Genomic DNA, 19,955 nt, shown 5'->3' on the forward strand with positions numbered 1-19,955 from the left:
ACGCCGGCTCACCCGGGGAGCCCGCGCGGGAAGCCGTGGTCACGGATGGGGGCCACCCGGATCAGCGCGTGCCCGCGTCCAGCGTCCAGTAGTGCTGGATTTCGGTGCTGCCCGGCGGCCGGGCCTGGTGGTAGTAACCCACGCCGGCTTCCAGGGCCGCGCAGTTGAGGATGAGGTTGCGGTGCGCCCAGTGCCATGCCGAGTCCCTCTGCATCCAGTACTCCACTGCCTGAGCGGGGCTGGGGGCGGGCTCGGGCTGCCCCCACTGGAAGTAGACGTTTTCCCCGCGGAAGGTGTGGTAGCCCGCGAGGTCCATGGGCTCGCCGCTTTCCCATACCAGTTTGCCGTCAGGCCCTCGGTGCATGTTCGAGTCCTGCTGGACCTGGGCGCTGGGAACGGTGGAGAGGTAACTGCTGTGGTCGTGCGCGATGTTTCCGAGCTGCTGGGAGAGCTGGAAGGGGTTGGGGCAGCCGCTCAGCTTCGCTTCTCCCTGCGGGTCCGGTTCGAGAAGGGGGTACGCCTCCGGGTGCGTCCGTGCGTGGTTGACCAGATCGAAGAGCTGTTGTTCCAGCGGATCCGGCGTGGGGCCGGCGCCCGAGGTGATCTGTCCGATCCTGCCGCTGACGTACTCGGTGAACCACAGGTTCCCGTCCGGGCCGGCCGCGATGCCGAACGGGTGGCCGTCCGCGGTGGGCAGGGGGTATTCGGTGACGGATCCCGTCGAGGTGATGCGTCCGATCCGGTTGCCCGTGGACTCGGTGAACCACGCGTCCGCGTCGGACCCGGACGCGATGGCGTACGGGGAACTGCCGGGGTTGGGCAGGGGGTATTCGGTGACGGATCCCGTCGGGGTGATGCGCCCGATCCGGTTGCCTCTGGATTCGGTGAACCACAGGTTCCCGTCCGGGGCGGCCGCGATGCCGGCCGGCCCGCTGTCGGGGGTCGGCAGGGGGAATTCGGTGACGGATCCCGTCGGCGTGATCTGCCCGATCTTGCCGCTCCAGTGCTCGGTGAACCACAGGTTTCCGCCCGGTCCCGCCACGATGTGCAGCGGGCGACTGCCCTCGGTGGGCAGAGGGAATTCGGTGACGGTCCCGCCCGGGGTGATTCGCCCGATCTTGCCGACCCAGTACTCGGTGAACCAGAGGTTGCCGTCGGGGCCGGCCGTGATGCCGAACGGGAAGGCGTCCGCATGGGGCACGGTGAATTCGGTGATGTTCCCGCCCGGGGTGATCTGCCCGACCTTGCCGCCGAAGTACTCGGTGAACCAGAGGTTGCCGTCGGGCCCGGCCGCGATCCCGAAGGGGAGGCTGACTGCGGTGGGCAGGGGGAATTCGGTGACGGACCCCGCCGGAGTGATCTGCCCGATCCGGCTGCCGGTGGACTCGGTGAACCACACGTTGCCGTCGGGGCCGGCCGTGATCCCGAGCGGATGGCTGTTCAGTACGGGCAAGGGGTATTCGGCGAGGGACCCGGCCGGGGTGACCTGACCGATCACACCGTTGTCGTACTCGGTGAACCACAGGTTCCCGTCCGGTCCTGCGACGATCCCGGTCGGCCCGCTGTCCGCGGGGGGCAGGGGGTATTCGGTGACGGACCCCTCCGGGGTGATCCGCCCGACCTTGCCGCCGAGGTACTCGGTGAACCACAGGTTGCCGTCCGGTCCGGCCGCGATCCCGGAGGGCTGGCTGCCCGCGGTGGGGACGGGGTGCTCGGTGATCTCCCCGCCCAGGGTGATCCGTGCGATCCGGTTGCCGTCGCCCTCGGCGAACCACAGGTTGCCGTCCGGGCCGGCCGCGATGTCCCACGGGGAGCTGTTCGGGCTGGGGATGGGGTGTTCGGTGATGGCTCCGGCCGGGGTGATCCGTCCGATCCGGTTACCGGTGGACTCGACGAACCACAGGTTGCCGTCCGGCCCGGCCGTGATCCCCGTCGGCCCGCTGCCCGCGTCGGTCAGCGGGAATTCGGTGATGGACCCGTCCGGGGTGATCCGCCCGATCACACCGTTGCCGTACTCGGCGAACCACAGGTTGCCGTCCGGGCCGGCCGTGATGCCCCACGGGAAGCTGTCCGGGCTGGGGATGCGGTATTCGGTGATGGCTCCGGCCGGGGTGATCCGCCCGAGCAGGCCGCTGTCGTATTCGGTGAACCACACGTTCCCGTCCGGGCCGGCCGTGACTCCCGTCGGCCCGCCGTCCGGGGTGGGCAGGGGGTATTCGGTGATGGCTCCGCCCGGGGTGATCCGCCCGAGCAGCCCCCTGTCGTACTCGGTGAACCACAGGTTGCCGTCGGGCCCGGCCGCGACGTCCCAGGGGTAGGGGGAGCTGCCCGGGGTGGGCAGGGGGTATTCGGTGACGATCCCGGGGAGGGCCGCGGCCGGCGCGCCTGTCTGGAGGAAGTTCGGCAGACGGCCTCGACGAAGGCCGTGCGGGGTGAAGGGTGCGGGCATTGGAAAACCTCATCCGCGTCCCACGCGGCGTCAGCCCCCCTACGGGGGTGTCGCCGCGGTGTAGTGGCCGCGCCGGGCTCGGTTGCCGAAAGGGCGGCACCGGCCTGAGATGAGCCGTTCGTGGTGCGTGCTGTGCGCGCACCGTGTGCCGACGAGCACGGCCAAGGGTTCGGCACCCATATTGCTTCCACTGTCAGCCTGTTACTCCGTGTGGGTGATCGCAACTTGCGCGGAGGCAGGGGCTTGTCCTCGGCTCAGTGGGCGGTGAAGCCGCCGTCCACCGGCAGGGCGACGCCGATGACGAAGCCGGCGGCCGGGCTGCACAGCCACAGAACCGCGGCGGCGATCTCGTCGGCGGTGCCCAGGCGGCCGATCGGCTGCTGTTTCATGATCTCGGCCATGGCCTCGGCCTGCCCTTCGAGCATGGCGGCGACCATCGGGGTGTCGATGGTGCCGGAGCACACGGCGTTGATGCGAATGCCCCTGGGCGCGTACTCGACGGCGGCGCTGCGGGTCAGGCCGATCACGCCGTGTTCGGAGGCGTGGTAGGCGGCCCGTTCGGGCAGGCCGACCAGGCCGCCGAGGGAGGAGCGGTTGACGATCGCGCCGCAGCCCTGGGTCCGCACCTGGCGCAGTTCGTGCTTCTGGCAGGTCCAGACGCCGCGCAGATCGACCGCGTTGACGCGGTCGAAGTCCTCGGCCCTCTCGTCGGCGGCATCGGTGGGCGGGGCCTGGATACCGGCGTTGTCGAAGGCCATGTCCAGGCGCCCGAAGGTGTCCACCGTGCGCGCGACCCTGGCGGCGGCCTGGGCCTCGTCGGCCACGTCGCAGCCGATACCGAGGGCCTGGTGGCCGGCGTCGGCAAGCTCTCGGGCGGCTCGCTCGGCGGCCTCCTGGTCGAGGTCGGCGAGGACGACGGCGGCACCGGCCTGCGCGAAGGCGCGGGCGGTGGCCAGGCCCATGCCGGAGGCGGCCCCGGTGACCAGGGCGACCTGCCCGGTGAAGTCGTAGGCGGGGTTCGTCAGCGAAGAATTCCTGTTCAGCGATCGGGGGCCGAGATGGCCGGAGTGGGCCGTGTGGTGCCGGCCGCCGGGGCGGGTGCCGGCACCGCGCGAGGTCTCAGGGACGCAGCAGGGCCTTGATGGCGCGGCGTTCGTCCATGGCCTTGTAGCCTTCGGCCGCCTCGGACAGGGGCAGTTCCAGGTCGAAGACCCTGCCCGGATCGATGCGGCCGGCGAGGACCAGGTCGATGAGGTGGGGCAGGTACTCGCGTACCGGGGCGGGGCCGCCGCGCACGCCGACGTGGGAGTAGAACAGCTGCTCGCCGTCGAGGGAGACGCCGTGGGGGACGCCGACGAAGCCGACGTTGCCGCCGGGACGGGTGGAGTTCAGTGCCTGCTGCATCGACTGCGCGTTGCCCACGCACTCCAGCACCCGGTCGGCGCCGATCCCGCCGGTCAGCTCCTTGATGCGGGCCACGCCCTCCTCGCCCCGCTCGGCGACGATGTGGGTGGCGCCGAACTCGCGGGCCAGTTTCTGCCGGGACTCGTGCCGGGACATGGCGATGATCCGCTCGGCGCCCAGTTCCCTGGCGGCGATCACCGCGCACAAGCCGACCGCACCGTCCCCGACGACGGCGACCGTGTCGCCCGGTCGCACCTCGGCGGCCTTGGCCGCGTACCAGCCGGTGCCCATCACGTCGGAGCAGGCCAGCAGGCTGGGGATGTACTTCTCGTCGGGCATCCGGGGGGTGGCGACCAGCGTGCCGTCCGCCAGCGGGATACGGATCCTCTCGGCCTGGCAGCCCTCCGCGCCGACGAACTCCCGGTGCAGGCAGTTGGTCTGGTAGCCGTTCTTGCAGTTCGGGCAGGTGTTGTCGGAGGCGAAGAACGAGCCGATGACGAACTGCCCCGGCTGGACGGCCTTCACGTCGGCGCCGACTTCCTCGACGATCCCGACGTACTCGTGCCCGAACGGGGTGGGCTGGACGACGGGGTTGATACCGCGGTAGTCCCAGAGGTCCGAACCGCACACACAGGTGGCGACGGTGCGGATGACCGCGTCGGCCGGGTTCTGGATCGTGGGGTCGGTGCGCTCCTCGAAGCGCACATCCCCGGGAGCGTAAAGGACGGCTCCATGCATGATGGACGGGCCTTTCTGGTTCTCAAAAGGGGGGCCGGTGCCGCGTCGTCGGAGCGGCCGGCAGGTACAGGGGGCGGTCAGCGGGCGACGGCGGCCAGCGCCTTGGCGTACTGCTCGTCGGTCACCGGCTCGAGCCAGGTCGTGCCGTCACCGTCGTCGTCGCCGACGAGCATGGCCACATGGGCCATGAGGGTGGTGTCGGTGGCACCGTGCCAGTGCTCCTCACCCGCCGGGCACTTCACCGTCTCCCCCGCCGTGGCCCGCACGACACTGCCGTCGCGGGTACCGACCAGGCCGGCCCCGTCGGTGACGTAGAGGGTCTGGCCCTTGGCGTGGGAGTGCCAGTTGGTGCGGGCACCGGGGGTGAAGCGCACCAGGGCGGCGGCCAGGCGCGCCGGATCGGTGGGCGCCTCGATCTGGTTGAGGTAGACATCCCCGGTGAACCGCTCGGCGCCAGCCTTGACGGTGGGGGTGGAGGTGATGTGTTCCACGACGGTCTTCCTTGTTCTCTGACGGTGCGGGGGCGGGCGGGGGCGGGGCGTGCCTGGTCAGGCGGCTCGCTCGTCGGCGATCTTCTTCAGAAGGCTGATCGCGGTCATGGCGTTGGGCCATCCGGCGTAGAAGGCCAGGTGGGTGATGGCCTCGGACAGCTCCTCCACGCTCAGCCCGTTGTCCAGGGCCACACCCAGGTGGTAGGGCAGCTGCTCGCTGCGGTAGAGGGCGGCCAGCACACTGACCGTGACCAGGCTGCGGTCGCGCGGCGGCAGTGAGGGCCGCTCCCAGACGTCCGCGAACAGCACCTCGTCGGTGATCTCGACCAGCTTCGGCGCGATACCGGCCAGCTCCCGGGGGGCAGACTGCTTCGGCACGGAAATTCTCCTTGATCGAACGGTGCGGACCCGAGTACCACCGTGTGGCCGGGCCCGGCGCGCGGCATCCGCTGAAGGCGGGAACCACCGGGGTCCCCGGCCGCTTCGGCCGGCGCCGTTATCGAGGAAACCGCAGCGCAAAGAGGGCGAGAAGGGCCTGCCGTTACAGGTACTGGCAGAGCCCCCCACACATGCGCTGTCCGGCTTAGCGTGGAATGCGTGAGTACCGAAAGCGACATCCGCGAGTTCCTGGCCTCCCGCCGCGCCAAGATCACTCCGCAGCAGGCGGGCCTGCCCGCCTTCGGCGGCAACCGGCGCGTGCCCGGCCTGCGCCGCGAAGAGGTCGCCCTGCTCGCCGGCGTCAGCATCGACTACTACGTGCGCCTGGAACGAGGACACCTGGGCGGCGCGTCCGAAGAAGTCCTCGACTCCGTCGCGAACGCCCTCCAGCTCGACGACGCCGAACGCGCCCACCTCCACGACCTGGCCCGCGCCGCCGCGAAACGCCCCGCCCGCCGCGCCAGGCGCCCCCGCGGGCCACTCCCGGACAGCGTGCTGCGGGTCCTGAACTCCATCGGCGACTGCCCGGCCTTCATCCGCAACGGCCGACTCGACATCCTGGCCACCAACGCCCTCGGCCGCGCCTTGTACAGCCCGCTCTACACCAGCGGCGCCCACCAGCCGGTCAACATCGCTCGCTTCCAGTTCCTCGACCCCGCCGGCCGCGACTTCTTCCCCCACTGGGAGGAGGCCGTGAACACCGCCGTCTCCCTGCTCCGCACCGAGGCCGGCCGCGCGCCCGGCGACAGCGAGCTGACGAATCTGATCGGCGAGCTCGTCACCCGCAGCGACGAGTTCCGCACCGCCTGGGCCAAGCACAACGTGCGCCTGCACTACACCGGCCGCAAAGCCTTCCGGCACCCGGCCATCGGCGAGATCAGCCTCGACTTCGACGCCATGGAGCTGCCCGCCCACCCCGGCCTGACCCTCACCGCCTACAGCGCCCCGCCCCATACCCCGGAGCACGACAAGATCCAGCTCCTCGCCGCATGGGCCGCCACCGAGAACGCCCCGTCCCCCAGCAGCCCGGCATCCACCGACCGGCAGGAATGAGACACGGGGAACGGACGGGTCCGCTCGGGCCGACCGGATCATGATCTCCGAAAACTGGCTTCGCCTGAACCGGCGTCCCGCAGTTGCCGCCGCGGGTTGATCACCCAGGTGGCAGTGTCCCCGGCGGGACCGCGCGCGTTCGCGTCGGGTGCCTGGGCGGTGGCCGTGTCGAACACGGGCCGGCCTGCTGGCCGTTGTGGACGGGAGTCCCCGAGGCGGGCGCCGGTGCCGGCTCTAACATGGCGGGCATGACGGGAACGCGGGTGGGGGCGGTCGGGTGGCTGCTGCGTGAGGTGGCCGCGGTCGGCCGGGGCGTGGCGGGCGCGGGGCCGGAAAGTGGTGCCGTGCTGGGGGTGGTGGAGCGGGCGCGGCCCGCGCGGTCGGTGGCGGGGAAGGCCGCCGCCGCGGGTGGGGTCGACGACGAGACGGCCTTATTCCTCGGCGAGTTGACGGGGCGTCATCTCGCTGCGGACGCGGGGCGCTGGTGCGGGCTGTACGAGGCGCTGGCCGGGTACCGGGGTGGTCTGCCCGAGTTGCTCGCCACGCTGCCGGTGCCGCAGGTGTCCGGGGAGACGCTCCGTCCTCCCGTGCCCCGCAGTGTCCACCGCACGCTTGGCCTGCTCCTGGAGCACGCGGAGCCGCGGCATGCCGCCGCCGCGTTCGCCGCCCTGCCCGAGGGGGTGGCGGCGGAGCTGCTGGCCGGCGGGGCTCTGCCGGGGGACGCTCTGCTCACGGCGGTCGTCGAGCATGGGGACACGCGCACGCGGGCGGCCCTGGCGCGTCATCCCCGGCTCGACACCCGGGTCCTCGCCCGGCTGGTCGCGGTCGGTGACGCCCGGGTCGCCGCGGCCGTCTACCGCAACCCGCGCACCACCCCGTCCCTGCGCCGCACCATCGCGGAACGGCTCGATGCCGTGCCGCTGGACGACGCGTTGCGTGCCGAGCTGACGGCGCCGCACGGCCGAGTCCCGCGTACCTGGCTCGTGCCGCTGCTCGGCTCGGGCGACCCGCAGCTCGTGGTGCCGGCGCTGAGGTGGGGTGTGCGTCAAGTCGCCCAGCAGTACGCACTGTTGAGGATCTGGGAGCGGACCGGCCCGGACGCCGTACGGGCCCTGCTCGGCGACCCCGCCGCAGTCCGGTGGCTCAGCCGGTCCGTCGTGGACGCGGTCGTCGCGGCCCTGGCCGCTCCGGGCGACGAGGGGCTGCGCCGGCTGCGCGCGCAGGGCGAGCCGTACGCGGACCCGGCCCGGCTGCCCGCGCTGCTTGCCACCGCCCGGGGCACCAGCACCCTGCGTCACCTGCTGTCCGAGCCGTACGCCCATGATCTCGGCGCGCTCGCCGCGGCCCATGCCGTGACCCCGTTCATGCCCAGGGCCTGCGAGGAGCTGGCCCGCCACGAGGCGGCGAGCGATGCGCAGCGCCAGGCGTTCCGGCTGAGTGTCCTCAACGAGCCGTGGCGGGCCGGGGGCCGTCGTGCGGGGAACACCACCCCGCCCGCGGCGCGCCTCGCAAAGGAGGAACTCGACGAGAGCGCCGCCGTCTGGGCGGAGGGCATGGCAGCGGCGGGGCTCCTCGACCCGGTCGAGCTGATCGGCACCGCGCGTCCCGCTGCCCGCGCCCTGGACGCGCTCGCTCGCCTCGCCGGGCGGGAGCTGCTGGGCGCGGCGGCGGCCGCCGAGCTGCGCGCGCTGACGCAGGCGCATCTGGACGAGCGGGAGCGGGCCTGGGCGGCGCTCGATGTCCTGCTGCCCGGATACGGGGGTACGGTCGCGGAGCTGATAGCCGAGGCGGGCAAGGCCACGGCGGCCGCTGCCGCCGAGCCCGAACCCGAGTCCGAGACCGAATCCGAGTCCGAGTCCGAGTCCGAGTCCGAGTCTCCGGCCGGGCCCGTGACACCGGCCTCGGCACCCGCGCCCCGGGGGGCCTTCCACCGGCGTGAGCGTGTGCACGCTCTGGCTGCGCTCGACCTGCTGTACTCCCTCGCCCCGGAGGGTGCGCCGCGGCCGAAGGATCCGCGGGTGCTGCGCGCGCTGACCGGGTACGAGCCGGCGACCCTGCCCGGCCTCGCCGTCCCCCGCTGGTTCGCCGCCGCCTGCGCCCTCCAGGGCGTCCCCGTGCCCGGGAACGCTCTCGCGGGTGAGGCGCCGAGCCTCGCGCAGGTGCGTGCGCGGCTCCCCGAGACGTACGGGTCCGGCGCGCAGCACACCGAACGCGCCTACGTGCAGGGGGTGTTGTCCCCCGATGAGCTGCTCGCCCTGCTGCCCGCGCGGCGGCTTCTGCTGCTGCCCTACGACTGGAGGCGACTCGCGTTCGCCGACGCCTGGCGGGCCGCGCTCGCCCGCCGGCTGCGCGCCCGGCTCGGCACCGATCCCGACGCCTGGCTCCGCCTGGCCGCGGCCGTGACGGCGTCCGAGGCCGCCTCGGAGGGGCTGACGTGGGCGGAGTTGGTGGAGCGCGCGCAGTGCGGAGCCGGCCCGGCGGCGAGCGCGAGGGCGTCCATCGGCGGCACCCGGCCGGGCACCCCCGACGAGGCGATCGGGCTTCTGGAGCGCGGTGACCATCTGTGGGCCTGGCCGGAGGGCACCCTGCTCTGCCTGGCCGACGCGGAGGTGGTCGACGCCGTACTGCCCCGGCTCGGCCCCGACGGGCCCTGGCTGCTGGCCGCGTACCTGCTGCGCTACGACCGTACGCCGCGCGTCGCTCTGGACCGGCTGCTCGCGGGCCGGGACCGCGACGCGCTGCGTGTGCTCGCCGCGCAGTCCCGGTGGATGGAGCGGAGTGGCGCGGTGGAGCGCCTCGTCGACCTCGACGACCCCGAGGTCGACCTGGTCCTGCTGGGGCACTGGATGCCCCGGTCCGCCGTCCACCGGATCGTGGCCCGGTCGCGGCCCGGTGCCGGGCGGCCGTCGCTGGGTGCGCGGGTGCTGGCCGACTGGCGTGCCGGGGGTGCCGGCTGGCCGGCCGGCGGTCTGATGTGGCTGTGCTCCGCGGAACCCGATCTCGTGGAGGAGTTGCTCGAAAGACAGGGCCGGCATCTTGGCTTCGGGCATCAACTGCTGGGCTGTCTGCGGGTGTTCGAGCACGGTGGTGCCGACCGGCTGGCGCGGCTCGCGGGGCGGGACGTGCTCGGGCCTGCCGCCGCCGCCGTGTGTGTGAAGGCCCTGGCGTCCGCCGACCCCGTCGGCGTCCTTCGTGCCCGGCTCGGCCGTGAGATGGCGCCGGACAAGCTCGTCCGCAAGCTGCGGCGTGCCCAGAGCGCGCCGCGCGCACGTGATCTCGTCGAGTCCCTCCCGCCGGGCGAGCCCGTGGACTGGGCGGCTCTGGAAGCCGCGCACGCCGAGGAGCCGCTCCCGTTCTGGCAGGACATCGTCCGTCTGGACGGTGTCCCCGAGGACGTACGGCTGCGGCATGCGGCGCTGCTGCCCGAGCCGGGCCCGGACGGCCTGCCCGGCGGCGCGCGGCTCACCCGGGAGCGGGCCCGGCACGGTCTGGGCGGCCAGTTCCACTGCGCGCCGTCCACCCAGGTGGACGGGCTGCTCACGGCGGGGTTCCTCGATGGCGCGGACCTGGTGCGCCTGGCGGCCCCGGCCGGGTGGCTGCTCGCCTACCTGGGCGGCGCCGCCCGCCGCACGGACGCGCCGCCCGGGGCCGCCGAGGCCCGGGCCCTCCTCGCGGACCTCGTGCGCTCCGGGCTCGGCACGGATCCGGCGGCCTGGCACCGGGTCGCCGAGCGGCTGACGGGCCTCGACGCCGAGTGGGATCCGGTCTCGACGGTGGAGGCGCTGCTGACCGCCTGACAGTGCTTCGTCGGGTTCTAGTTCAGTCGCGCCGGTTGAGGGCGGGGCGGGCCCCCGTACCGCCTTCTCAGGTCAAATTCCCGAAACCAGTGCGAGGCCGGTGACCAGGACGAAGAGCAGGACTACGGCCGCGACGATGAACAGGGCCTCGGCGGCTTCCCTGGACTTGGGCGTCGAGAACGCTTTGGAGAACTTTCCGGCACACCGTGTCATCCAGATCGGCGACGAGAGAAGAAAGCCGAAGAAGAGAACCAGCACGAGATCGATCATGTCTTCCCAGGTGTTCGGGGACGGGTCCGTCCGTTGAGGTTCAGCCGGTGAGGCGGATGGCGCGCAGGGTTTCCTGGGGGTCCAGGAAGGCGAGGGTCCGGCCTGCGGCGAAGGGGCTGCTCCTGCGGATGCTCCATGTGAACTCGCCCTGCCACAGCGTGTGGCCGTCCGTGGAGCGCAGGATGCGCACTGTCTCCCTGCGCTGGAACAGCCTCGCGGTGCGGGAGTGACGGACCATGGTGTAGTCGCCCGCGGAGTCGATGCCGAGGTTCTCGCCGCCCGTGGTCCGCCAGCGTTCCGTGCCGTCCTCGGCGCGGAGACAGACCGCGCCGTCGGGTGTGGGCAGGACGAAGCCGCCGGGGGTGGCCACCGGGCCGGGGTCGCGGTCCGCGGAACCGTAGTCGCCCTTGAAGGTCCATTTCCGGTTGCCGGTGCGGACGTCGACGGCGGTGGGTCTGCTGCGCTCGCCGTCGAGGCGGGGCAGCAGGAGGGTGGTGCCCGAGAGGGGGGCCGCCGGGGGATCCTCGCGCATGGTGCCGTCGCTGCCGGGTACGGTCTTGATCTCGGACAGGGGGGTGCGCCACTTCTCCTGTCCCGTGGCGGTGCCGCGCAGGACGAGATCGATGCGGTCCTTCTCACCGTGCTCGTGGAAGAGGACCGCGTCGCCCGTGCGCAGCGGCGCGCTGGTGGAGTCCCCCGAGTCGCCGTAGGGGGTCATGCGGGGCTGCTCCCACAGTTTCCTTCCTGTGGTGCCGTCGAGTGCCGTCGAGCCCACCAGGGCCAGGTCGCCGATCGCCGTGATGCCTCCCGGTCCGGGCACCGACTGGTTCCAGCGTTCCTCGCCGGTGCGTGCGTCGAAGGCGGTGACGTACTGCTGGCTGGGGTCGCCGCTGCCGAAGACGACCAGTGCGCTGCGGTCGAGTACGTGCAGGTCGTAATCGTCCTTGTCGTACGCCTCCCGCTTCCAGCGGGTCCTGCCGGTGGCGCCGTCGAGGACGTACAGCATCGGGATCAGGTCCTCGGGCAGCTGGACCAGCACGATCACGGTGTCGCCGCCGTTGAGTGCGACGGTCTCGGAGCGTCCGTGCAGGGGCCAGTCGAGGCCGAGGTCGCGTTTCCACAGACGCTTGCCGCTGTCGAGTGCGAACGCCTGGATCAGGGCGGTGTCATGGGCGGGGACGAAGCAGCGTCCGCCGGACCGCACGGGCTCGTCGTAGCCCCCGCCGCCCGCGGTGCCGAGGTCGTAGGACCAGGCGAACGGGTCGTGTCCGGGGCTGCCGGTGAGGTAGACGCCCGCGGAGACGCCGGCCGTGGCCACAGCGGCGATTCCGGCGCCGCGCAGGAGGAGTTCGCGGCGGCTCGGCGCGGTGCGGCCGGTCTGTCCCGGGGCGTCGAGACGCGTGGCCGTGACCGTGGGGGCGGCCTCGGGTGGTGCGGCGGTGTCCGCGGGTCCGGGGCGGGGGGAGGGCGCGGGCGCCGCGGGTACGGGCCGGCCGTCCAACTCGCGCAGTGCGTCGGCGAGTTCGCCGGCCGAGCCGTACCGGTCACGGGGGTTCTTCTCCAGCAGGCGGAGGATCAGCCGGTCCCATGCGGGTGAGATGTCCGGCGCCACGCTGCTCGGCGCGGGTGGCGCGTCGTTGAGGTGCGCCGTCAGGAACCCGAGGGTGTCGGGTGCGGTGAACGGCGGCCGCCCGGTGCGCAGTTCGAACAGGAGACAGCCCACCGCGTACAGGTCGCTGCGCTGCTCGGGGTAGCCGCGGGCTTGCTCGGGCGCCATGTACGCGGCCGTGCCGACCACGAGTCCGGTGCGGGTCAGCCGGCCGTCGGTGGCCGAGGGGTCGGCGGCGCGGGCGATGCCGAAGTCGAGGACCTTCACCCGGCCCGACGAGGCGACGAAGATGTTGGCGGGCTTGATGTCGCGGTGCAGGACGCCGACGGAGTGTGCCTCCGCGAGGGCCTCGCAGATCTGCGCGCCCCAGCGGGCCGTGTCCGCCCCGCCGACCGGGCCTCTGCGGACGGCGGCCTCCAGGCCCTCGCCGCGCAGCAGTTCCATGACCAGGAACGGTGTGCCGCCGTCGGCGGTGGCGGCCGTGCCCAGGTCGTGAACGGTCACGATATGCGGATGCTGCAGCGCGGCGGTGATCCGCGCCTCGCGCAGGAAGCGGGCGCGTGCCTCGTCGGCGGTGCTGCCGCCGCCGGCGAGTACGGAGATCACCTTGACGGCGACCGCGCGCCCCAGGACCTCGTCGCGGGCCTCCCACACCTCCCCCATCCCGCCCTGCCCCAGCAGCCTGACGAGCCGATACCGGTCGGCCAGTATGCGAGCCTCCACAGCGCCAAGTCCCCCGTATCGCACCTTGGTTCCGGCAAACTGAACGCAGCGTAGCCCCGGCAGGGGGGCGTGCGTGCGGTCGGGTGGGCGGCGGAAACGGTGGATGCGGGGGCCGCCGGCGGGGCGCGGCCGGCGGTTCCGGCGGCCGGGCCCGGCGACGAGAGGCGTTCTCAGTTCACGTCTTCTCTGGCGGACGGCAGGGTGGGGGGGCGGCACAGCCAGCCGTTGATGGCGAAGCGGCTGTCCTCGGGCCTTCTGCTCGGGCAGCCGACCTTGCGGACCTCGTGCAGGACGGTCGGGCGGAAGAAGACGATGCTGTCGTGTTCGGGTTCGTAGTCCCGCCATGTGCACCCCTCCCACGTCGGGGTCTTCTCCGGGTCGACGGGGTGGAACGCGTCGAACACGCGCAGGGCGCCGCCTTGGAAGGGGCGTGGGGTGCGGTGCAGGTAGTAGACGAAGGTGAGCAGGCGTTCGGTGTATCCGCGGCCGTCGGTGTCCCGGTGGGCCCGGTAGAAGTCGCCGTCGTTGTGCACGTTGAGGCAGTAGCTGGGTTCGGTGTCGTGGCAGGAGACGCGGAGGGTGTTCTCGACGACCTCCAGCACCTCGTCGATGGCCTCCAGCAGTTCCGGGGCGCCGAACCACGCGGAGCGGGAACGGCGCACCTCCGGCTTCACCGAGCTGCCGTCGACCGTGGAGGGCGCCATGGCGCCGCCTGCCTCCGCGGTGACCCTCTCCAGCAGGGTGGCCGAAGCCCGCTTCCCGAGGAAGTCGGTGATGCGGCAGACCGTCACCGGAAGCCGCCAGACCGCGTCCGCGGACACCCGCGGCGGCCGTTCCTGCGTACCGGATGCCGCTGTCGCCAGGTCTCGCACTGTCATCGTTCCCTGCCCTCACCATCGCCGAATGTGACATACACGATGAAACGGACAGATCCTAGGGGCCCTCAAGGAGTCGGCGAGGGTGATGACTTGCCCATGAGCCGTCTTCCGCGCAGGGAAATTCCGCCGATTAGCTGAACTCCTCACATTATCCGTCAATTGATCCGATTTGCTTGACGTGTAGGCGTTTGGAGAATATAAACCGCCAAAAATCGTGCGGAACCCTCACGCTTGCTGTCACGTTCGGGAACTTGCCCGAAAACTGTTGATGGATGGAGTGCCTGCGTGAGTCCTGAGTTCAAGTCGACTCCACCGCTCGGACCGCTGGCCCGGGACAGATGCATGAAGGCCAGCATGATCGCCTCGCTCGCGCTGGCGGTGGTCACCGGAGTCGCCTCCCCCTCCACGGCGGCCGCGCGCGGCCTGTCCGTGAAGCCGGCCACGTCGCACGGCAAGGGGTCTCACCACGGTGGCGACGGCTGCAAAAAGAAGCAACACGGTTCCAGCGGGTACGGAAAGCAGCACTCGGGCGGAAAGGGGTGCGTGGGCCCCACGGGTCCGACCGGCCCCACCGGCCCCGCGGGCCCGACGGGTGCGACGGGTGACACGGGTCCGGCCGGACCGGAGGGCCCGACGGGTCCGGCAGGTCCGACGGGCGACACCGGTCCGGCCGGGCCGGAGGGTCCGCCCGGAGAGAACGGACTGCCCGGCGAGCCTGGCCCGGCCGGGGAGAACGGACTGCCCGGGGAACCGGGCCCGGCCGGGGAGAACGGACTGCCGGGCGAGCCGGGTCCGCCCGGAGAGATGGGTCTGCCCGGCGAGCCGGGCCCGGCAGGAGAGAACGGACTGCCCGGAGAGCCGGGTCCGCCCGGAGAGCCGGGTCCGCCCGGAGAGATCGGGCCGCCCGGGGAACCGGGTCCGCCCGGGGAGAACGGACTGCCGGGCGAGCCGGGTCCGCCCGGAGAGATGGGTCTGCCCGGTGAGCCGGGGCCGGAGGGTCCGCCCGGACCGGCGGGTGCGTCGGGATGCTCCGACATCGACGCCACCCAGGACCTGGGCAACTACGAACTCCGGTCCGCGGTGACCAACGGCGGTCAGACGTACGTGGCCATCCGCAACGACACCGGCGACGTCGCCGGGCCCTTCACGTGGATCAACCTCACCGACCACCCGGGCTATCCGGGAAGGGATGTCGTCTGCAGCGCGTCGATCAACGAGACCAACGCGTTCACCGGGCAGCCGCACCCGGTGCGCATCAACGTCCTCACCACGGGTGGGCAGGTCTACGAGACCACATGCACCGCGAACCCGACGGCGCCGGGCGGGGCGACGCTGGAGTGCGACAACAATCCCTGGGAACCGCTGGTCTCGCCGGAGCCGTAAGCCGGCCTCCTCGGGATCTTCGAGATCCTCGAGAATGAAGAGCCCCTCTGCCCTGAGTCTCCTCAGGGCAGAGGGGCTCTCGCTCCAGGCGTCAGATGTCGGATGCCGGATGCCGGATGCCGGATGCCGGATGTCAGTCTCCCGTCAGCAGCTCCTGGGATGCTCTTTCACGTGACCGGCGCTGGGACATCACCCGGGGCCGGGAACGAGGAGAGGTGCCCGGAGTGGTTGATCGGGGACCAGCGAGCGCGTCTCGAGGTCGGATCCTTCAAGGGTCCACGCAGGTTCGAATCCTGCCCTCTCCGCCACGCACGACACCGGTGAGCCGATGGCGGCAGACCGCCCCGTGCCGCGGTGCGGTCTGACCCCTCCGGGGCCCGTCGTCATCCAGCGCTCGGTGCCACGGCCAATGCGTCGATCTCGACCCGGAAGTCCGGGTGCACCAGGCCGGCGACCCTCACCAAGGAGCAGGCGGGCGGGTGTTCCGCGTCCTGGTGCTCGTCCCGTACTTTGCGGAACGCGCCCAGGTCGTCCAGATCGGTCAGGTAGACGGTCAGTTTGACGACGTGTTCCAGGCCGGAGCCCGCTGCCTGAAGTGCGGTGGCCAGATTCGCGTAGACCTGCCGGACCTGGGCCTCGGCGTCCTCTTTCCCCACCAGTTTGCCGTCGCTGTCCACCGGGACCTGGCCCGAGACGGCGACCATCGCCCCGGTGAAGGCGACCGCGTGGCTGTAGCCGTTGACGGGCGGTGAACCGTCGGGACGTATGAAGTGCTCCATGGCGCCGATCATGCCACGACCGGAAACCGGCCCCTGCCGGTGCCCGATTCACCGATTCGGAAGTGCAGTTGGGGCTGCCGTCATGTTCCGTGCGTTGCCGGCATAACGGTGGTACGCACGTCGGCAACTCCTGTCCGCACCGCGGTTTTAGCGTGGCAGCGACGGCACTGGAGCACGCTTTTGTGCGCGATACAGGTTGTCTCGCCGGGAGGGCCGGTGCAGACGCGAAGGCCGGTGTCCTCATTCGACATGCCCGTGGCAGGGCCACCGAAAGGACCTTCATCATGCGATTCCGAGGAATACGTCCGCGCACCTCCCAAGCGCTGGCCGTCGCGGCCGCCCTGGCTGTCGCCGGGGTGGCGGTGCCGGTCACCCAGACGGTCGCGCAGGCCGCCCCGGTCGCGGCAGAAGAGGGCCCCAAGCCGACGATCGTGCTCGTCCACGGCGCGTGGGCGGACGCGTCGAGCTGGAACCCGGTGATCAGCCGCCTCCAGCACGACGGCTACACCGTCGTCGCCCCGCCCAACCCGCTGCGCGGCGTCGACTACGACGCGCAGACGCTGAAGGACTTCCTGGCCACTGTTCAGGGCCCGATCGTCCTGGTGGGCCACTCCTACGGGGGCGTGGTCATCACCAACGCCGCCGCGGGCAACCCCGACGTCAAGGCCCTGGTCTACGACGACGCCTACATCCCCGCGAAGGGCGAGACGGTGTTCCAGATCAACGCCGCCAAGCCTGGTTCGTGCGTCACCGCCGACCCGTCGACGTTCCTGAACCTGGTGCCCTACCCCGGCGCTCCCGAGGGGGACTACGACGCCTACCTGAAGGTCGCGCCCGACGGCGCTTACCAGGGGTTCGCCGGCTGCTTCGCCAACGGTGTGCCCAGCGGCCAGGCCAGGCTCCTGGCGGCCGGTCAGCGTCCCTTCGCGGTCAGCGCCGGATCCGAACCGTCCGGCACGCCCGCCTGGCAGTCCATCCCCTCCTGGGCCGTCGTCGGGACCGCCGACCACGTCATTCCCCCCGCCGAGCAGCTGGCCATGGCCACCCGTGCGCGGGCTCATGTCACCAAGGTCGACGCCGGTCACCTCTCCCTCCTCACCCGGCCCGGCGTGGTGAGCGACGTCATCCTCGATGCCGCGCGATCGGCCGTCCGCTCCTGACCCCTCGGCGTCGGCCCGCGTGACGCGGCCGCGGGTCTCCCCGGCGGTCGGCGACGAGAGCTGAGCGCAGGGAGCCGGCGTCGGTTCCCGACGCCGGCTCCACGGTGTCGCTGCCGCTCACCGGGGGCCGCTCCGTGTGACGCGCTGAGGGCTCAGTGCCAGGGCTCGTAGTACGGGTTGCCCTGGCAGTCGTCCATGATCTCGGTCTTCTTGACCTTGTCGACCGGGCAGACGCCGATGATGTACTGCCGGGCGACACCGCCGGGGAAGGCGACCTCCAGCTGGTCGGCCCACCTGTGGGTGTCGCCGATGGTCTTGTTGACGTCGATGCCGCCGGGGGCGTCGATGTAGTAGTTCCAGCCGGACTTGTACCAGGTCTTGTAGAGATCGTGGTCGTAGGACGTCGAGACGTACGGCGAGGGCTGGTTGACGAGGACGTACTTCTCGATGTCGTACTGGCCGTTCATGTCCTTGGGGAAGAAGCCGACCGGGAAGATCTTGTCGGGCGAGCGGCTGTCGCTGCGGTAGAGGGTGCCGCAGGTGGTGCGCCACACCGGGTTCGGGGTGATGCGGTCGATGTCGAGGTCGGGGTCGGGGTCGGCGGCGGCCCGCAGTCTGTCCGCGAACTGGGGGCAGTTGGGGGCCGCGAGGGCGGGGGCGGGGGCGGCGGCCGACGTGGCGAAGACGGCGGTCAGGCACAGGACGAGGGCTGCGGCGCGCCGCCGCACAGAGGTGGTGATCACGCCCGGATCCTGACGGCCGCACGGTCGCGGGTGGGGGATTTTCACTCTTCGGGCGGCGAGTCAACTGACCTGTGCTCGAAGGACGTTCTACATCCAGAGTGTCCGGGACGGTGCCGTCACACGTGCCACGGGCCGCCCCGGCTGCTTCCGCTCCTCGTACGGCGGCGGCGCGCTCTGCGCGGACCGCCCTTCCGGCATGCCGGCCGGGAGAATCCGCACCCCCCGTGTCAGGCCGGCGCGAACGCTTTGCGGTGCCGCGACATGTAGAGGGTGAGAGCCCTGAGGACGGGGACGGATGAGGAGAGGTGTGGACAGCGACGATGAGACACTCAGACGCGCCCGGCACGACCCGGCGGCGTTCGAGCCGCTGGTGGACCGGCACTCCGCGACGCTGCACGCGTATCTGACCCGGCGGTGCGGGCCGGCCGCCGACGACCTGCTCTCCGAGGTGTGGCTGACGGCGTACGCGCGCCGCGCGGAGTTCAGGGTCGTGGAGGCGGGCACGGTCCGCGGCTGGCTGTTCGGGATCGCCCGCAACCACGTGCTGGCGCACTGGCGCAGGACCGCGCGCCCGCCCGCGCCCGACGGCGGTGCCCCGCAGCGCGACGACGGGTGCTGGGACGCGGTCGACGACCGGCTGGACGCCGCCCGGCTCCGGCCCGCCCTGCGCGCGGCCCTGCGCGAACTGCCGCCCGTGGAGCGGGAGATGCTCGTTCTCACCGCGTGGGAGCAGCTGACGCCCGCCGAGGCCGCCCAGGCCGTGGGCATCTCCGCCGGTACCGCGCGTTCGCGTCTGCACCGGGCCAGGGTGCGGATGCGCGACCTGGTGGCGGGCCACCCCGCCGAACCGCCGGCCGCCGGCCGGCCGCTTCCCTTCGCTTCGAAAGGTGCCCAGACGTGATGGAGCCGAGCCCTCGCGACCTGCCGTTCCCCGGGTGGGACGAGCTGGTGGCCGCCGGTGCGGTGCCGGCGTCGGATCCGGCGGTGCTGGCGTCGGCCCGCGCGGCCGTCGCCGCGGCCGTGCGCCGCGACCGCGAGCAGGCCGCCGCCCCGGGCGCCGCGCCGGTGCCGGCCGCCTCGCCCGCGTCGTCCGCTTCCGCTCTGCCCGGCCTGGGCGAGGCGGGAGCGCGGGCGGACGTGCCGCGCCGTCCCCGGTGGCGCAGGCCGGTGCTGCGTGTCGTGGTCACGGGTCTGTCGGCTGCCGCGGCCGCCGCGGCCGTGCTCACCGTCGCGCCTTCGCCCGCGGACCGGCACTCCGGCCCGCGGGCCGCGCACAGCACCGGCGGCGGCGCGACCGCGTCTTCGTCGTTCCTGACCGAACTGGCCGCCGACCAGTCGGCCCGCCCCAGCACCTGGGACGACGCCCCGTACTGGAAGGTCGCGTACACCCGGGCCCACGCCGACGGCACGGTGTTCGGCCGTATGACGGTCTATCTGGCGCACCGTGCGGGCCTGACGTCCCACCTGCGGCACACGCTGCCGGTGGCGGGGGACAAGACGGCGCCGGGACCGTGGCGGTTCGCCGTCGGCACCGGCGGTCTGACGTGGGACCAGCTGACCCGGCTGCCCACCTCGCCGGCCGCGCTGCGCGCGCGGTTGCGGCCGTATGCCGAGCCGGAGCAGGACCCGTCGGAGGCGGTCTTCGTCACCGTCGGCGAGCTGCTGGCGTCACCGGCCCCGCCCAAGGTGCGTGCCGCGTTGTTCCGCGTGGCCGCCGAGCTGCCGGGGGTACGGGTGGCCGGACCGGCGACCGACAGCACCGGCCGTCGCGGCACCGCCGTGGAGCGCGGTGACGGCACGGTCGTCGTCCGCTATCTCATCGATCGCAGCGGCCAGTTGCTGGAAACGGTCGTCTTCGCCGTGCACGCCCTGCCGGCGGTCCCGCCGGCGCAGCGGCCGCAGAGCCTGGCCGATCTGAACGGCGTGTCCCAGGGCCGTGGCGCCGGCGGCAGCCGGCCCGCGGTGCCGGCGGGCGGCGTGGTCGAGCGCACCACCTACACCTTCATCGGCCCCGCGACCAGTCCCAGCTGACCTCTCCGG

General features: G+C 72.4%; 16 protein-coding genes and 1 pseudogene. 7 read left to right on the forward strand and 10 right to left on the reverse strand.

The window, feature by feature from the left end; genetic code table 11:
• Nucleotides 1-61: 61 nt before the first annotated feature.
• The 5 genes from AB0927_RS14100 to AB0927_RS14120 form a co-directional block, all read right to left on the reverse strand.
• Nucleotides 62-2,449 carry a CAP domain-containing protein gene (locus AB0927_RS14100; RefSeq protein ID WP_366667829.1) on the reverse strand — a complete coding sequence of 796 codons (2,388 nt, stop codon included), beginning with the start codon at nt 2,447-2,449 and terminating at the stop codon, nt 62-64.
• Nucleotides 2,450-2,703: 254 nt separating this feature from the next.
• Nucleotides 2,704-3,492, reverse strand: coding sequence for a glucose 1-dehydrogenase (locus AB0927_RS14105; protein ID WP_366667961.1), 789 nt, complete (start codon nt 3,490-3,492; stop codon nt 2,704-2,706).
• A 76-nt stretch (nt 3,493-3,568) separates the two neighbouring features.
• Complete coding sequence (locus tag AB0927_RS14110; RefSeq protein ID WP_366667830.1) at nt 3,569-4,591, reverse strand: zinc-dependent alcohol dehydrogenase family protein; 1,023 nt, start codon at nt 4,589-4,591, stop codon at nt 3,569-3,571.
• A 77-nt stretch (nt 4,592-4,668) separates the two neighbouring features.
• Nucleotides 4,669-5,082, reverse strand: a complete 414-nt coding sequence (locus tag AB0927_RS14115; protein WP_366667831.1) for a cupin domain-containing protein — start codon at nt 5,080-5,082, stop codon at nt 4,669-4,671.
• Between the two features lie 57 nt (nt 5,083-5,139).
• Entirely contained in the window at nt 5,140-5,460 is a 321-nt protein-coding gene (locus AB0927_RS14120; RefSeq protein WP_366667832.1) for a carboxymuconolactone decarboxylase family protein, read from the reverse strand.
• A gap of 219 nt (nt 5,461-5,679) precedes the next feature.
• On the opposite strand from AB0927_RS14120, the gene AB0927_RS14125 reads away from it, so the two are divergent.
• Together AB0927_RS14125 and AB0927_RS14130 are read left to right on the forward strand one after the other, a co-directional pair.
• Nucleotides 5,680-6,573: a helix-turn-helix transcriptional regulator gene (locus tag AB0927_RS14125; protein WP_366667833.1), complete on the forward strand. Its 894-nt coding sequence runs from the start codon at nt 5,680-5,682 to the stop codon at nt 6,571-6,573.
• Nucleotides 6,574-6,821: 248 nt separating this feature from the next.
• Nucleotides 6,822-10,370 carry a hypothetical protein gene (locus AB0927_RS14130; RefSeq protein ID WP_366667834.1) on the forward strand — a complete coding sequence of 1,183 codons (3,549 nt, stop codon included), beginning with the start codon at nt 6,822-6,824 and terminating at the stop codon, nt 10,368-10,370.
• 72 nt (nt 10,371-10,442) lie between these two features.
• Here AB0927_RS14130 and AB0927_RS14135 read toward each other — a convergent pair whose 3' ends face one another.
• From AB0927_RS14135 to AB0927_RS14145, 3 genes are all read right to left on the reverse strand, one after another.
• On the reverse strand, nt 10,443-10,640 hold the full coding sequence (locus AB0927_RS14135; RefSeq protein WP_366667835.1) for a hypothetical protein: 198 nt from the start codon (nt 10,638-10,640) through the stop codon (nt 10,443-10,445).
• Nucleotides 10,641-10,680: 40 nt separating this feature from the next.
• Nucleotides 10,681-12,972, reverse strand: coding sequence for a PQQ-binding-like beta-propeller repeat protein (locus AB0927_RS14140; RefSeq protein ID WP_366667836.1), 2,292 nt, complete (start codon nt 12,970-12,972; stop codon nt 10,681-10,683).
• 170 nt (nt 12,973-13,142) lie between these two features.
• Nucleotides 13,143-13,850, reverse strand: a complete 708-nt coding sequence (locus AB0927_RS14145) for a 2OG-Fe(II) oxygenase (RefSeq protein ID WP_366667837.1) — start codon at nt 13,848-13,850, stop codon at nt 13,143-13,145.
• A 342-nt stretch (nt 13,851-14,192) separates the two neighbouring features.
• Here AB0927_RS14145 and AB0927_RS14150 point away from each other — a divergent pair, with 342 nt between their 5' ends.
• Both AB0927_RS14150 and AB0927_RS14155 read left to right on the forward strand, forming a co-directional pair.
• Nucleotides 14,193-15,233, forward strand: coding sequence for a hypothetical protein (locus tag AB0927_RS14150; protein WP_366667838.1), 1,041 nt, complete (start codon nt 14,193-14,195; stop codon nt 15,231-15,233).
• Nucleotides 15,234-15,442: 209 nt separating this feature from the next.
• A pseudogene (locus AB0927_RS14155) lies at nt 15,443-15,541 on the forward strand.
• A gap of 75 nt (nt 15,542-15,616) precedes the next feature.
• Here AB0927_RS14155 and AB0927_RS14160 read toward each other — a convergent pair.
• The gene (locus tag AB0927_RS14160; protein ID WP_366667839.1) at nt 15,617-16,012 is read right to left on the reverse strand and encodes a RidA family protein; all 396 of its coding nucleotides are present in this window, start codon (nt 16,010-16,012) and stop codon (nt 15,617-15,619) included.
• 284 nt (nt 16,013-16,296) lie between these two features.
• Here AB0927_RS14160 and AB0927_RS14165 point away from each other — a divergent pair, with 284 nt between their 5' ends.
• Nucleotides 16,297-17,172, forward strand: coding sequence for an alpha/beta hydrolase (locus AB0927_RS14165; RefSeq protein ID WP_366667840.1), 876 nt, complete (start codon nt 16,297-16,299; stop codon nt 17,170-17,172).
• Between the two features lie 152 nt (nt 17,173-17,324).
• Here the strand turns inward: AB0927_RS14165 and AB0927_RS14170 are convergent, their stop codons facing one another.
• The gene (locus AB0927_RS14170; protein ID WP_366667841.1) at nt 17,325-17,915 is read right to left on the reverse strand and encodes an ADP-ribosyltransferase; all 591 of its coding nucleotides are present in this window, start codon (nt 17,913-17,915) and stop codon (nt 17,325-17,327) included.
• Nucleotides 17,916-18,222: 307 nt separating this feature from the next.
• Between AB0927_RS14170 and AB0927_RS14175 the strand changes: the two genes are divergently transcribed.
• Both AB0927_RS14175 and AB0927_RS14180 read left to right on the forward strand, forming a co-directional pair.
• Complete coding sequence (locus AB0927_RS14175; RefSeq protein ID WP_366667842.1) at nt 18,223-18,816, forward strand: sigma-70 family RNA polymerase sigma factor; 594 nt, start codon at nt 18,223-18,225, stop codon at nt 18,814-18,816.
• On the forward strand, nt 18,816-19,946 hold the full coding sequence (locus AB0927_RS14180) for a CU044_5270 family protein (RefSeq protein WP_366667843.1): 1,131 nt from the start codon (nt 18,816-18,818) through the stop codon (nt 19,944-19,946). Before AB0927_RS14175 ends, AB0927_RS14180 begins: the two co-directional genes overlap by 1 nt.
• Nucleotides 19,947-19,955 lie beyond the last annotated feature (9 nt).

It is taken from the genome of Streptomyces sp. NPDC048106, assembly GCF_040706415.1.
Classification (GTDB): Bacteria; Actinomycetota; Actinomycetes; order Streptomycetales; family Streptomycetaceae; genus Streptomyces.